Genomic DNA, 13,704 nt, shown 5'->3' with positions numbered 1-13,704 from the left:
GCACTTTCTAGGAGAACAGCATGAAATTCAGTGAACAGTGGCTGCGCGGTTGGGTAAACCCGCAAGTCTCCCGTGATGAATTGGTTGCCCGCCTGTCCATGGCTGGCCTTGAAGTCGACAGCGTGACACCCGCTGCCGGCCAGTTCACCGGCATCGTGGTGGGTGAGATTCTCGCCACCGAACAACACCCGGACGCCGATAAACTGCGCGTCTGCCAAGTGAGTAATGGCCAGGAAACCTTCCAGGTCGTTTGCGGCGCGCCTAACGCTCGTCCAGGCATCAAGATTCCTTTCGCCATGATCGGGGCCGAGTTGCCCGGTGACTTCAAGATCAAGAAGGCCAAACTGCGCGGTGTCGAGTCGTTCGGCATGCTGTGCTCGGCAGCCGAGCTGCAGATCAGCGAAGAAAATGACGGCCTCTTGGAGCTGGCTACCGATGCTCCGGTGGGGCAAGACATCCGCCAGTACCTGAGCCTGGACGACGCCAGCATCGAGATCGGCCTGACTCCGAACCGTGGTGACTGCCTGTCCATCGCCGGCTTGGCTCGCGATGTCAGCGCCCTTTACGACGTGCCAGTCACCCGTCCTGTGGTGCCGGCCGTTGCAGCTGCCCACGATGAAGTGCGTCCAGTCGAGGTCAGCGCACCAGCGGCCTGCCCGCGTTATCTGGGCCGCGTCATTCGCAACGTCGACCTGAGCAAGCCGACACCGCTGTGGATGGTCGAGCGCCTGCGTCGCAGCGACGTGCGCAGCATCGACGCTGCCGTCGATATCACCAACTACGTGATGCTCGAACTCGGCCAGCCAATGCACGCCTTCGACCTTGCCGAGATCAATGGCGGTATCCGCGTACGCATGGCCGAAGAGGGCGAGAAGCTTGTCCTGCTCGACGGCCAGGAAGTCGCCCTGCGTGCCGATACGCTGGTCATCGCCGACCATACCCGCGCGCTGGCCATCGCCGGCGTCATGGGGGGTGAGCACAGCGGCGTGAACACCGAAAAAACCCGCGACGTGTTCCTGGAAAGCGCCTTCTTCGAGCCGATCTCCGTCGCCGGTAAAGCCCGGTCCTACGGTCTGCACACCGATGCCTCGCACCGCTATGAGCGCGGCGTCGACTCGCAGTTGGCCCGCGAAGCCATCGAGCGCGCTACCCAGCTGGTACTGGACATCGTCGGCGGTGAAGCAGGCCCGGTGGTCGAGGCTGTCAGCGAACAGCATCTGCCGAATATCGCGCCTATTACCTTGCGCGCTGAGCGCATCGATCAGATGCTCGGCATGCAGATGGATCCGGCCCAAATCGAGCAACTGCTCAATGCTCTGGCGCTCAAAACCAGCCGCAGCGGGGAAGGGCAGTGGACGGTAACTGTGCCAAGCCACCGCTTTGACATCAGCCTGGAAGTCGACCTGATCGAAGAACTGGCCCGTCTTTACGGGTACAACAATCTGCCTGTGCGTTATCCGCAAGCCCGCCTGGCGCCGCAAGCTCGCCCGGAAACTCGCGGCGAGCTGCCGAATCTGCGTCGCTTGCTGGTTGCCCGCGGTTACCAGGAAGCCATCACTTACAGCTTCATCGACCCGAAGTTGTTCGAGTTGTTCAGCCCAGGCATAGAGCCTTTGCTGCTGGCCAACCCGATCTCCAGCGACATGGCCGCTATGCGCGCCTCGCTGTGGCCGGGGCTGGTCAAGGCTCTGCAGCATAACCTCAACCGCCAGCAAGACCGCGTGCGCCTGTTCGAGAGCGGCCTGCGCTTCGTCGGCCAGCTGGATAGCCTGCAGCAGCAGCCAATGATCGCCGGGGTCGTCACCGGCAGCCGTTTACCGGAAGGCTGGGCCAACGGCCGCGATGCCATTGACTTCTTCGACGTCAAAGCCGATGTCGAAGCTCTGTTGGGCTACAGCGGCGCGCTGAGCGACTTCACCTTCGCTGCTGGCAAACACCCAGCCCTGCACCCAGGCCAGACCGCTGTCATCCAGCGCGACGGCAAGGACGTCGGCTATCTTGGTGCCATCCACCCGGAACTGGCCAAAGCCCTGGACCTGGATCGCCCGGTGTTCGTCTTCGAGCTGGTGCTGGGCGATGTGGTCGAAGGTCGTCTGCCTAAATTCAGCGAGCTCTCCAAGTTCCCTGAAACCCGTCGTGACCTGGCTTTAATCGCAGGACGTGATGTGGCTTCTCAAAGTGTGCTTGAAGTAATTCGTGACAATGCAGGCGAATGGCTCACAGACCTCAGGCTGTTTGATGTCTACCAAGGTAAAGGCATTGATCCTGATAGAAAAAGCCTTGCGGTCGGCTTGACCTGGCAGCATCCATCGCGCACTCTTAACGACGATGAGGTGAACACTACCCTGCAAAATATCCTCACCTCGCTCGAACAAAGGTTGAACACCACGTTAAGGAAATAACGGCATGGGTGCTCTGACGAAAGCTGAGATGGCCGAAAGGCTGTACGAGGAGCTGGGGCTTAACAAGCGTGAGGCCAAGGAGCTGGTCGAGCTGTTTTTCGAAGAAATTCGGCACGCACTTGAAGAGAACGAGCAGGTCAAGTTGTCCGGTTTCGGCAATTTCGACCTTCGGGACAAACGCCAGCGGCCCGGTCGCAACCCCAAAACAGGGGAAGAGATCCCGATCACCGCAAGGCGCGTCGTCACCTTTCGTCCAGGGCAGAAGTTGAAAGCCCGGGTTGAGGCCTATGCTGGAACCAAGCCATAACGACGAACTGCCCCCCATACCGGGCAAACGCTACTTCACCATTGGTGAGGTGAGTGAGTTGTGCGCGGTCAAGCCACACGTGCTGCGGTATTGGGAGCAGGAGTTTCCTCAGCTCAACCCTGTAAAGCGGCGGGGCAACCGGCGGTATTATCAGCGGCAGGACGTACTGATGATTCGCCAGATTCGGGCCTTGCTGTATGACCAGGGGTTCACTATCGGTGGGGCGCGGTTGCGGCTTTCCAGTGATGAGGTGAAGGATGAGTCAAGCCAGTACAAGCAGTTGATTCGACAGATGATTGTCGAGCTGGAGGATGTGTTGGTAGTGTTGAAGAAGTAGCCTGATTGTTGGTAAACGAAATTTTTTTTGAGAAAAAGGTTTCATTTATCAGGAGGTTAGGGTACATTCTTCAACGTTCTCGGTAGCATTGAGAACATGCTTCAAGCCCAGTCGGGGCGTAGCGCAGCCCGGTAGCGCACTTGCATGGGGTGCAAGGGGTCGAGTGTTCGAATCACTCCGTCCCGACCATATATTTCAACGACTTAGCCACCTTCGGGTGGCTTTGTTGTTTTCGGGCATAGTGACTTTTCGAGTGACTTCGCATTTTTCTTCATCCGATTCTCCTTTTCAGAATCGTCAGCACCGGCCCGCGTGAGTCAGTTGCCGACACCTTGTTCGCTGCATCTATCAGCTGACCAAGCTGTGCGCCGGAGTAGTGACTGGTCACGCTTCCGTTCTTATGGCCCAATAACGACTTGCGGTCCTCTTCAGTGACCCCTGCTGCTTTCAGCCTCCTGCCGAAAGTATGTTTGAGGTCATGGATGCGTATGGACGCGAACCCTGGGTGTGCCGGCCGTAAGTGTTGCTCCTGCCAGAGCTTCGCCGCGCGCACCCGAGCTTTCTTCCAGGCTGAGTCGTTCATGCGATGCATAGCCGTGCCGTTGTATAGGAAAACCCACTCACGGCTGATGCCTCGCTGACTATCGATGACCGACTTCGCCACGCTGTTCAGCACTACCAGGCGCTCGTCCCGGTTCTTGACCCCCGAGTTTTCGTGTCGGCCGCCAAATTCGGCCGGTATCAGAAACACGCTAGTGCCAAGCTCCGGTACGAAGATTTCCCAGTCCCACCTCAGCTTGCAGACCTCTTGCTCGCGGCAGCCCGTGTTCACCTTGAACAGGGCCTGTAGTGGTCAACTCATCCCGGACACGGTTTTGAGTTTTTCTTCTGCTTTCGCTGGAGCCAGCCCATCGTTGAACTGATGAGGCCGGATCCAGTTGTAGTGGCCCATCAGGTATTGGCCAATGTCTCGTTGAGCTTGCTGCCCGGTCAGGTAGCCCGTGGTCGGTATCCACTCTGATTTCAAGCTGCGAAAGACTCGTCCCATCGGTGCATTATCCCAACAGTTGCCTCGGCGGCTCATGCTCTGGCGCATACGGTAGCGCCACAGTCTCTGGCGGAACTGACGGCTGCCATATTGCGATCCCTGGTCGGAGTGGAACAGGAGTCCTTGAGGCTTTCCACGTTGTTCGTAGGCGACGTCCAGTGCTTTGACCACCAAGTCTCCATCCGGCTTTTCTGATAAGGCCCAGCCAACCACTCTGCGTGCATAGAGATCCAGGACGACTGCCAGATAGTGCCATTTGCCCTGTGCCCAGACGTAAGTGATGTCTCCACACCAGACCTGATTTGGAGCTTCGACATCAAACGCTCGGTTCAAGGTATTCGGTATATCTGGCCGCTCCACGGTGGCCTTTTTGTACGCATGTGATCCTGGCTGCTTGCTGATCAACGCCAGCTCTCGCATCAGGCTGCGTACCTTGAACCGCCCGGTTTGCTCACCCTCTTCTTGCATCATTGCCATGATGGTACGGCTGCCGGGCGCACTTCGACCTCGCGTGAACAACCCATTCACTCGACTACGCGACCGTAGTCATTCACCGTCCAGAGTTCGCCTTTTGTGACGATGTGCGTAGTGGATCGGTGTGTCGTCCTCCAGCAGAGCTCGCCCCGCCGGGTCAGAGGCCAGCAGGCTGTACTGGTGCAGGCTGAGGAAGCGCCCGTTCTTGTATTCCACATCTCTTAGGGTTCCCTCAAACACGAAGCCGACCCGCTCCAGCAAACGAATGCTGGCGGCGTTCTCCGGCTCAACATCTGCGTGAATGCGATGTACGCCAAGGGTACCGATGGCGAAGCGGAGGATAGTGGGCAGGCAGTCTCGCATCAGCCCTTGGCCCCAGTGTTCCGGCATCAGCCAATAGCCGATATCCAGGCTCCGATCAGAGTGTGACCAATCGTTGAAACCACAAGCGCCTATCAGTTCGTCCCGTCCCGGGAAGGTAATGCCCCACCAAATGCCACGGTGCTCTTCCAGCAGAGCGTCATACCAGCGCATCTGCTCGTCCGTCGCTTCGAGGGTGTCGTAAGACACGCCGTAGTGGGCAACAACCTGCGGGTTAGAAAGCCCGGCAAAAATCGCCTCGGCGTCAGTGCGATTAATCCGCCGCAGCGTGCAACTGGGCAGGAAGAACTCGGGAAACTCGATAGCTAGGTCCATCATAAAAAAATCCGCAGGGCTGGGTCAGTGCAACAATGGTCGCAGCAAAAGGGGGCGGGAGTAAAAGGACAGTCAGGAAGCTATTAGGCGGAACAGTCCAATAGAGTAATTAGGTTATTACTGGCAGGGCGGGTAGCCAGTTGGTGCTATTGGACACCGGCACTACGGGTCGAAAGCGGACAGCCAACGGAGACTACCAGGTGATACCAATTTTGATACCACTGACACTGAAATTAGGGGGTGAAGAGGGAAGATTTCGCCCAATAAAATCAACTCTTTAGCACCGCTCAACAACCCTAAAATACTGCATGCTGATGTTGGCGCTAGAGATCAAGCGTCCTTGATGCGAGCCCTAGGCCTGGCTCAAATGGTTCTCGCATTCGGCTGAAGGCTGACTAGTCGCCCATTCATGCATTCAGCACTGTATGCCGTAGAGGTAACGCTCGTTAGGCTGCGCAAAACCCAGGCTGTAAGCCCCGTGTTTTCGTTTGCAAAAAGCTCGAAAAGTAAAGATTTTGAGCTGCGTTATGATGGTAAATATCTAACAAAATCACATGGTTATGTGGGTCTCGTCCACTGCATGGGGTGCAAGGGGTCGAGTGTTCGAATCACTCCGTCCCGATCATTATATTCAATGACTTAGGCCATCTCCGAAAGGGGTGGCCTGAGTTTTAGGTAGTTCTCCCGGTTACTACCAGTGCCCCTCGCCAGACCTCAGCCCCGGGGATGAATATTGGCAGGCACATACTCGCGGCCGCTGCGCCTCTTAGGCGCCATCCCGCTTCGCTAGGGCTTCCAGCGCCGTACTTCCTCAAGCTTGTATCATGGCTCCGAATCTCACCCCGGGAGCCGAATCTCACGGTTTTTTCAGATCCGTCTTATTTGCCAGTGCCACACGCTCCATACACTTATGGAGTTCGTCAGCGTCATTGCTGGCGTCCTGTTCCCTTCTCAGGCAGATTGACCGCAAGGGAGTTATGCCTCGCGTGCCCTGGCCACCCGATCATTTTCGCGTCCGAAGTCGGTACGCCAGCAGTTGGAGTCATAGAATGAGCAGATATGGTGTGGCCCTTGCGGCATTAAGCTTGTTGCTGTCAGGTTGTGGAACGATCAATACGGTTTTCAGTTCGGACGAGGAGACGGCGCAAGGCCTGGCTTCTGCTCAAACACGCTGTGAAGCACTACCTCGCGTTTATAGCGGTGTGTTCTACAACCTGTGCATCCTGCACGGCCCGCCCCAGGTGGCAGAGCAGGTTCCCGGAGCGCCCGCGGGAATCCCATTGAGACTGATCGATTTCATCCCTTCCGGGGTGTTCGACACGTTGTTATTGCCTTACACCATTTCCGTTCAGGCTACCGAGGGTAGCCTGGAGCTGTGAGGCGCCGCGCGTTGTCAGCGAATTCTCCTGCGGCTTGACGCACGTTCGTTCCCTGCGCCATGAAATCTTTCATGTTCAAACGGACACAAAGATGTCAATCTGATGGCGAGATAATGGCGTCAATAATCGGTGATGAAACGATTCTTTGGTATTAAGGTAGCGCTATCTCAGGCAATCCGCTCTTTAAGATCGGTCCTATTCGAGTCGCATCCGTTCTCGCGTAGCTTGTCGAACCTTGGTTTTGCAAGCATCAGCGCGGTGTGAGGTGGCCAAGCGCTTGCGACATTTTCGTGAGCGCTGGGAGGTGCTTCAGTAAGGCGCATCACGAGAATGAGGAGTGCTGATGGGCACGATATTGGACCCCACTAGGCATTGGCTTGGTGGTATGAGGGCGTTGGCCACGCTCTGCGGCGCGCAGTTGGCGCTCACGGTGGTGTCGCAGCCGCCAGACGATGTCGCAGCTTTTGTATTTGCAGGCATTGGTCTGACTGACACGATGGCTGGTTTAATGCTGTCGACATCCGCAATCGATGATGCGATGTGGCTTGGGGTGCTTGTAGATGCACTGCTATAACCCGTTCGTGGTTGCCACCGACGCTGTTTACCACGTGGCCGAGCCTTGGTGCTCATCGCTTCACCTTGTGCCGGCTGTGGCAATAACGCCCTGGGTGGCTATGGACATTTTTGAAGCTCCACGACATGCCCGTTTCATTGAGAATTGCCCGTGAATGCAACAGAACGCTTTTCACCCAGAGTCGTGATTGCCGAAAGCGACCCGTGGGTGCGCGAAATGCTGCGCGAAATCGTTCGCAGCGTGCGCTGCGACGTTCGTCTCAAGGTTTGCAGAGACGGCTCTGAGGCTCTTAGTGCACTGGCCATCAAGGCGGATCTGGTCATTGCTGGGCGAGAGTTGCCCGACATCGATGGCTTGGACTTGCTGCGAGAAGTACGCACTAGGGGCGATGAGATGCCTTTGCCCTTCATCTTGATGAGTGAGCGCAGTGACATTGCCAGCGTGCGTGAAACGCTGCCATACAACCCCACTGCCTACCTGAGCAAGCCCCTTGATCTTGCTGGCTTTCGCAAGCGCCTGGAGCATCTTTTGCTTGAGCCCGGCGAGCAGATCCAGTGCCCTGCGCTGTCTGCGCAGCCAAGCGTCAGCTTGTCGGTTTTTCTCAAGCAAAGACGCGCTTTGGCCGATGGCGGCGCGTTGTTCGTCGATGTGCAGACAGTGCTGCACCGCGCTTCGATTGGCAATGGGCTGGACTTGCGCGAACTGGAAGAGCAGTTACGCAATGACCCGCAGATATCTGGCGTGCTTATCGCCGCCGCCAACAGTGCCGCAATGTACCGCAATGCCCCAGTGCAGCGCCTACCGCAAGCGCTGAACGTGCTGGGCGGTGTCCACAGCCTGAACCTGATTTTGGGCCTTGCCCTTAACCGCAGTGCGCACCTGAGCGATCCGCTGTTAACGCATTACGCCCAGCATTTCTTGGATATTTCGCTGCAGGTTGCCGAGGCGGCCCAGGCCTTGGCTCGGATGCTGAATCTGGACCAGGACCGCTGCTATTTAGCAGGCCTGCTGCACCGCCTGGGCGACTTGGCGGTACTTCGCAGTTTGCAGGAGTGGGGTATGGCCGGCGGCGAGCTCGATGACGAGCTGGTGCAGTTATCGCTCCAAGAGCATGCGGCGCCTTACGGTTCTGCATTGCGGGTGCGCTGGCGGGTGCCACATCAACTGCGACAGCTGGTCGCTGCCATCTATCATTTGGGCGGTGGGGTGTATTCGCAGGAAGTCCTGGTAATGAACCTGGCGGCTCAACTGGCAGGCTCGGTTCCCACTGAGAACAACGAGCAGATCGCCGGCAGCGTAGCAGCGCGGTTGCTGAAGATCAGCCTGGCGGACCTCGATTCGCTACGCGAACCGCCCACATTGTCGGCCGTTAACGAGCAAGGGCAAGGCCAGCTTCAATCTTGAATGGCCCTACAGGGCGAGGAAACAGGTTATGTCGTTAGTTGCAAGCTCCGATGCCATGTATCGGTTGTTGGTGCAGAGTGTGATGGATTACGCCATCTACCTGCTCACCCCCGAAGGCTTGATCGCCAACTGGAACCTCGGTGCTCAGCGTGCGAAGGGTTATGAGGCCAGCGAGGTTATCGGGCAGCATTACTCGATTTTCTACAGCCAGGCCGATCGCGATGCAGGCAAGCCGGCAGCCAACCTGGAGCAAGTCCGACGCACTGGCCGCCTCGAGGATCACGGCTGGCGCGTGCGCAAAGATGGCAGCCTCATGCGTGCCCATGTCGTGATCGAAGCTGTGCGGGACGATAACGGCGTGCTGGTGGGGTTTGCCAAGATCACGCGCGATTGCACCGAGCAGTACTATGCCGAGTTGGCTCGGCGTGAGCATGAGCGGCATTTCCGCTTACTGGTACAGGGCGTTCAGGACTATGCCATCTACATGCTCGATACCGGTGGTCACGTGATCAACTGGAACGCCGGGGCGCAGCGTGCGAAGGGTTATACCGCCGACGAGATCGTAGGCCAGCACTTCTCGGTATTCTATACCCCACAGGATCGCGCTCTAGGCCTACCCGAACAGGGGCTGGAAACCGCCCGCCGGGAAGGCCGCTTCCAGGCTCAAGGGATACGCCAACGCAAGGACGGTTCGCATTTTTGGACCAGCGTAGTAATCGAAGCGATCCATGATGAAGACAACGGGCAGTTCATTGGCTTTGCCAAAATCACTCGCGATATCTCCGAACAACATCGCTATGAGCTGCAACTGCTGCAAGCCAAAGAATTGGCTGAGCAGTACAGCCAGGAAATGAGCAACCTGTCGCAATTCCTCGACTCGGTGATCTCCAATATCCCGGCCTGCGTCGTTGTTCAGGACCTGGCCAGCGGCAAAGTCTTGCTGGCCAACAATCATGCTGATCGACTTTTCTGTGGCGAGGCAGGGCACTTGATTGGCGGGCTACCCCGCGAGTGCGCGCTGCCAATCACGGGCGAGTTTCTCGAAGAGCAGCTGGCCCGCGGGGCGCGAGCTGCCCATGGGTATGCAGCACAGACCTGTGTGCAAACCGCCATTGGGCCGCGCACACTGCGAAGCCGAGCACTGCTAGCGCAAAACGCCGGCGGCCGGGCCGACTACGTGTTGTTCATTGCCGAGGATGCCACGGATGAGCTCGCGGCTCAGGCGCAGATCCACCACATGGCTCACCATGATGCGCTTACCGGGTTGCCCAATCGCATGCTTTTCAATCAGCGCCTGAAAAAGGCGCTGGCTCAAGGCGAGCAGTGTGGCAAGTTGACAGCCACGCTGTGTCTGGACCTTGATAATTTCAAGAACATCAATGATTCGTTCGGCCACGCCTTCGGCGATAAATTACTACGTGCACTGGGTACCCGCTTGCGCAATGAGCTACGCGAGGCTGACACTTTGGCTCGACTGGGCGGCGACGAGTTCGCCGTCGTGCTGGCAGAGCTGGATAACCCAGAGGCGGCCTGCTGTACTGCGCAACGCTTGATCGACGTCATCTGCCCGCCGTTCCAGATCGAGGGTCATCAGTTCTCGGTCGGCGTCAGTATTGGTATTGCCTACGCGCCGCACGACCAGGATAACGCCGAGCAGTTGCTCAGTTTCGCCGACATGGCCCTCTACGAAGCAAAGCGCAACGGCCGCAACCGCTACGAGTGCTTCCATGCCGGGCTCCGTGCCGAGGCGCACAGGCGCCGGCTGGTGGAAACAGAACTGCGCGCCGCATTGCATCTGGGTCAGTTGCAGCTGCATTACCAGCCGATTGTAGATGTACAGAGCAACCTTATAACCGGCTACGAAGCACTGTTGCGCTGGGAGCACCCAAGCCGAGGCATGATCATGCCGATGGATTTCATTCCGATTGCCGAGGAAACCGGAATCATTCATGAGATCGGTGCTCGGGTGCTGAACCTCGCCTGCCAGGAAGCCGCAACCTGGGAAGGGCAAGAAACGGTCTCGGTCAATCTGTCGGCGATTCAGTTCAAAAATGCCGGGCTGGTGCGTACCGTGACCCTTGCCCTTTCGGATTCGGGGCTGGCGCCGCAGCGGTTGGAGTTGGAGATCACAGAGTCGGTACTGCTGGGCAACAATGAGCAAAATGTGCACATCCTGCGCGAGCTGAAAAGCATGGGGGTGGCGATTGCGCTGGATGATTTCGGTACCGGTTATTCCTCATTGGGTTACCTGCGCTCGTTCCCATTCGACCGTATCAAGATCGATAAATCGTTCGTCCATGATATGTGCGAAAGCGCCCAGGCGATGTCGATCATTCGAGCCATTACCGAGCTCTCTACCAGCTTGATGATCAAGACCACTGCCGAGGGGGTCGAGTCGATCGAACAGATGCAGCGGCTAGCGGCCGAGGGCTGTTCGCATGTTCAAGGTTACTTGTATGGTCAACCCGAGCCTGCCAGCGCGCTTAAAGAAAATTGGAAAAAGCGCCGGTGACTAGCCTGCTATTACCGCAGGTCGGATGTGTCTGCGTCGGTTGCCATAACTGCGACTCTTAGGTCGATCAATCCGTCATTGCAGTGCTTGGGTGATGACATACTGACCCCGGGTGATAGGGTTGCCAGCTGAGCCAACCAGTATGTACTTTTGCTCGCTTTCATCGCCGCGCCTTGATTGGGGCGCGGCGCTGATGCTTATCCCCTCAGTTGTACCCACTGGCTTGACGCTCAGAGTCTGGTGCACGGCATCCTCGGGACAACGCTCGGAAAGGCCATGTTCGGCGTTACCGCTGAGGGTACAAGTACTGCCTACCACCGCTCCGGAGAAGTGGATGGTGCCATGCAGCGGCATTTCCTCTGCGGCGAGGCAGAGATTGGAGACAGCGCATAACAGTGTTGCAGCGGCAAAGCCTTTCATGGGTGACGTTCCGATTCGAGGTGATAATCGGCTTATCGGCTTGACCGCACAAAATCTGATTGCTGAATCGTTTTTTTCGACAAATGGTAGCGCTATTTTGGCGGAATCTGCGGGCAGCGTTGGGTTTTCCTGATCATCGCCGCTGCAATGGCCAGGCCCTGGATCGATACGCTCGGCATCTACTCAGGAACCATTGCCCTGTTCGCGCATTCACATCTCAGACAGTACTTGTGAGGGCAATACCATGACACATCACCAACAAGACCCGCAGCAATCCGAGGTCCCTGCTCACTCGACGGAGGAGGAAAAAGCGCGGCTCAAAGACAAGAACAAGGACGGTATTCCACCAGGCGCGGAGTGATCGACTCGTCGATCATATGGGCCGCTGTGCGGCCCATTGGCCAGTGAACCTGCGCCTATTGGTGTGCTCAGCGCTGATAGGCCTTGCCGAAATGCCTTTCAAGCCGCGCCTGTACTAGCTCCAGCAAGATCGACAGTACCCAGTAAATCACTGCTGCGGTGGTCAGCATCTCAAGGTAGCGGTAGCTCGAGCGCCCGTACGACTGCGCCAAAAACATTACCTCCCAAACCCCCATCACCGAGATCAGCGACGAGTCTTTGAGCATCGAGATGAACTGGTTGGCCGTAGGCGGAATGATCACCCGCATGGCTTGAGGCAGCACGATGCTGCAGAAAGTCTGCACTGGCCGCATGCCAAGCGCCACGGCAGCCTCGCGCTGGCCGCGAGCTACGCCAAGAATACCAGCGCGGAAGATTTCGCTCAGGTACGCACCGTAGTTCAGCGACAACGCAATAATGCCGGCACTGATGGCTCCAGGCACCAGGCCCACCTGCGGCAGGCCCAGATAAATGAGCAGAATCTGGATCAGCAGCGGCGTGCCACGAAAGAACGAAGTGTAGAAGCTGGCGATGCCCACCAGCACTGCGCTCTTAGACAGCCGCGCAAGCGCAGCAGCAAAACCCAACATCACTGACACGACCATCGAGCACAGGCACAGGAACAGGGTCAGCGCTGCACCCTGCAGAAAACCATTGGGTCCTAGCTTGAAACCGGCGAGGTTGGGAAACTTTTCTACGATGATCGCAAACTTCAGGTCGAAGCTTAGGAAAAACGCTACGAACAGGGCGAACAGGGCCAGCCAGGTCAGATACAACCGGGTACGAAAACCGAACAGGCCGGTGGTCTTGCTGCGGGCCGCAGGTTTGGGTGCGGGAGGGAAGTTGCTCATTTGCTGATATCGGCGCCGATCCATTTCTGCGAAATCTTCGCCAGCGTGCCATCAGCTTTCAGCTCGGCGAACACCTGACGCACCTTGGCGTCCCATTCTGGGTCGCCTTTCTCGATGGCTACCGAGTTCGGCTCTTCATACAACGGGGCGCCGGCCAGCTTGAAACGCTTGTCCTCATCCAGGCGCGGCTTGGCGGTTACCAGGTTGGTGAGGATGGCGTCCAAACGTACGCCTGCACCTAGCCCCAAGTCCTGGAAAGCGACATTATCGGTGTCGTAGGGGGCTACCTGCACGGCCTCGAACGGGTAGTCGATCTGACGGTCCTCGTCGCCTTCGATCACCAAATTCTTGTTCAGGTAGCTTTCATAACTCGACGCTGCGGTCAGGCCTACCTTGCGGCCATTCAGATCCTTGGCGCTGTGGATGCGTTCATCGTTGGCATTGACCACGATGACAGCAGGCGAGGCGTAGTACTCCACTGGGAAGGCGAAGACCTCAGCGCGTGCTTTGCTCGGAGTCATCGAGCAAATGCAGATGTCGTAGCGCCCACTCCAGCGGCCGGCGGCGATCACGTCCCAGGACGGAGTTTCCAGGCGCAACTTGACCCCAAGTTTCTGCGCCACCGCCCTGGCCACGTCGACATCGAAGCCGTCGAGCTGGTTCTGATCGTTGAGGAACGAGAACGGCGGGTAGCTTTCCATCAGCACGTTCACCATTTCCTTATTCGACTCGACGCGCTCAAGCGTAGTGCCGGCGAGGGTTTGAGTAGCGGTAGCGAGCAATAGAAGGCTCGCGCCGAGCAGGGCGGGGATGCGCATACAAATACCTGAAAAGTTGGCCAAAACTGAATTTGCGTATTAAATAGTTATAAATCATTCATACCTAGTGAATTTTATTCATA

11 protein-coding genes, 1 tRNA gene and 2 pseudogenes are annotated in these 13,704 nt (G+C 57.5%); 8 read left to right on the top strand and 6 right to left on the bottom strand.

Annotated features, from left to right (window positions below; genetic code table 11):
• Positions 1-20: 20 nt before the first annotated feature.
• The 4 genes from pheT to HU725_RS13230 all read left to right on the top strand — a co-directional run bounded on the left by pheT (position 21) and on the right by HU725_RS13230 (position 3,235).
• Complete coding sequence (pheT, locus tag HU725_RS13245; protein WP_186478190.1) at positions 21-2,402, top strand: phenylalanine--tRNA ligase subunit beta; 2,382 nt, start codon at positions 21-23, stop codon at positions 2,400-2,402.
• 4 nt (positions 2,403-2,406) lie between these two features.
• Positions 2,407-2,709 carry an integration host factor subunit alpha gene (ihfA, locus tag HU725_RS13240; RefSeq protein ID WP_003250679.1) on the top strand — a complete coding sequence of 101 codons (303 nt, stop codon included), beginning with the start codon at positions 2,407-2,409 and terminating at the stop codon, positions 2,707-2,709.
• Positions 2,690-3,046, top strand: a complete 357-nt coding sequence (locus HU725_RS13235) for a MerR family transcriptional regulator (RefSeq protein WP_008100384.1) — start codon at positions 2,690-2,692, stop codon at positions 3,044-3,046. The genes ihfA and HU725_RS13235 overlap by 20 nt, the downstream gene beginning before the upstream one ends.
• 112 nt (positions 3,047-3,158) lie before the next feature.
• Positions 3,159-3,235, top strand: a tRNA-Pro gene (locus HU725_RS13230).
• An 82-nt stretch (positions 3,236-3,317) separates the two neighbouring features.
• On the opposite strand, the pseudogene HU725_RS13225 reads toward HU725_RS13230, so the two are convergent.
• From HU725_RS13225 to HU725_RS13215, 3 genes and pseudogenes are all read right to left on the bottom strand, one after another.
• Positions 3,318-3,890: pseudogene (locus HU725_RS13225) on the bottom strand (tyrosine-type recombinase/integrase); the annotation flags it as partial.
• A 9-nt stretch (positions 3,891-3,899) separates the two neighbouring features.
• Positions 3,900-4,640, bottom strand: a pseudogene (locus HU725_RS13220) (IS3 family transposase); the annotation flags it as partial.
• A complete protein-coding gene (locus HU725_RS13215) occupies positions 4,641-5,267 on the bottom strand; it encodes a GNAT family N-acetyltransferase (RefSeq protein ID WP_437180297.1) in 627 nt (208 codons plus the stop codon). It lies immediately after the preceding pseudogene.
• A 1,046-nt stretch (positions 5,268-6,313) separates the two neighbouring features.
• Here HU725_RS13215 and HU725_RS13210 point away from each other — a divergent pair.
• The 4 genes from HU725_RS13210 (at position 6,314) to HU725_RS13195 (ending at position 11,133) form a co-directional block, all read left to right on the top strand.
• Complete coding sequence (locus HU725_RS13210) at positions 6,314-6,643, top strand: YceK/YidQ family lipoprotein (protein ID WP_060480247.1); 330 nt, start codon at positions 6,314-6,316, stop codon at positions 6,641-6,643.
• A 343-nt stretch (positions 6,644-6,986) separates the two neighbouring features.
• Complete coding sequence (locus HU725_RS13205) at positions 6,987-7,217, top strand: hypothetical protein (protein WP_186477995.1); 231 nt, start codon at positions 6,987-6,989, stop codon at positions 7,215-7,217.
• Positions 7,218-7,367: 150 nt separating this feature from the next.
• Positions 7,368-8,621 (top strand): HDOD domain-containing protein, encoded by a 1,254-nt coding sequence (locus HU725_RS13200; protein ID WP_186477994.1) that lies wholly within the window; start codon positions 7,368-7,370, stop codon positions 8,619-8,621.
• Positions 8,622-8,649: 28 nt separating this feature from the next.
• Positions 8,650-11,133 (top strand): sensor domain-containing protein, encoded by a 2,484-nt coding sequence (locus HU725_RS13195; RefSeq protein WP_186477993.1) that lies wholly within the window; start codon positions 8,650-8,652, stop codon positions 11,131-11,133.
• 75 nt (positions 11,134-11,208) lie between these two features.
• Here HU725_RS13195 and HU725_RS13190 read toward each other — a convergent pair whose 3' ends face one another.
• From HU725_RS13190 to HU725_RS13180, 3 genes are all read right to left on the bottom strand, one after another.
• Positions 11,209-11,553, bottom strand: a complete 345-nt coding sequence (locus HU725_RS13190; RefSeq protein ID WP_186477992.1) for a type 1 fimbrial protein — start codon at positions 11,551-11,553, stop codon at positions 11,209-11,211.
• Between the two features lie 428 nt (positions 11,554-11,981).
• Positions 11,982-12,803 (bottom strand): amino acid ABC transporter permease, encoded by an 822-nt coding sequence (locus tag HU725_RS13185; protein ID WP_186477991.1) that lies wholly within the window; start codon positions 12,801-12,803, stop codon positions 11,982-11,984.
• On the bottom strand, positions 12,800-13,621 hold the full coding sequence (locus HU725_RS13180) for an ABC transporter substrate-binding protein (RefSeq protein ID WP_060480242.1): 822 nt from the start codon (positions 13,619-13,621) through the stop codon (positions 12,800-12,802). The genes HU725_RS13185 and HU725_RS13180 overlap by 4 nt, the downstream gene beginning before the upstream one ends.
• Positions 13,622-13,704: the final 83 nt, after the last annotated feature.

This window comes from Pseudomonas promysalinigenes (assembly GCF_014269025.2).
In the GTDB taxonomy this organism is placed as follows: Bacteria; Pseudomonadota; Gammaproteobacteria; order Pseudomonadales; family Pseudomonadaceae; genus Aquipseudomonas; species Aquipseudomonas promysalinigenes.
The sequence above is the reverse complement of the archived record's forward strand: the minus strand, read 5'-3'. Positions and strand labels throughout refer to the sequence as shown.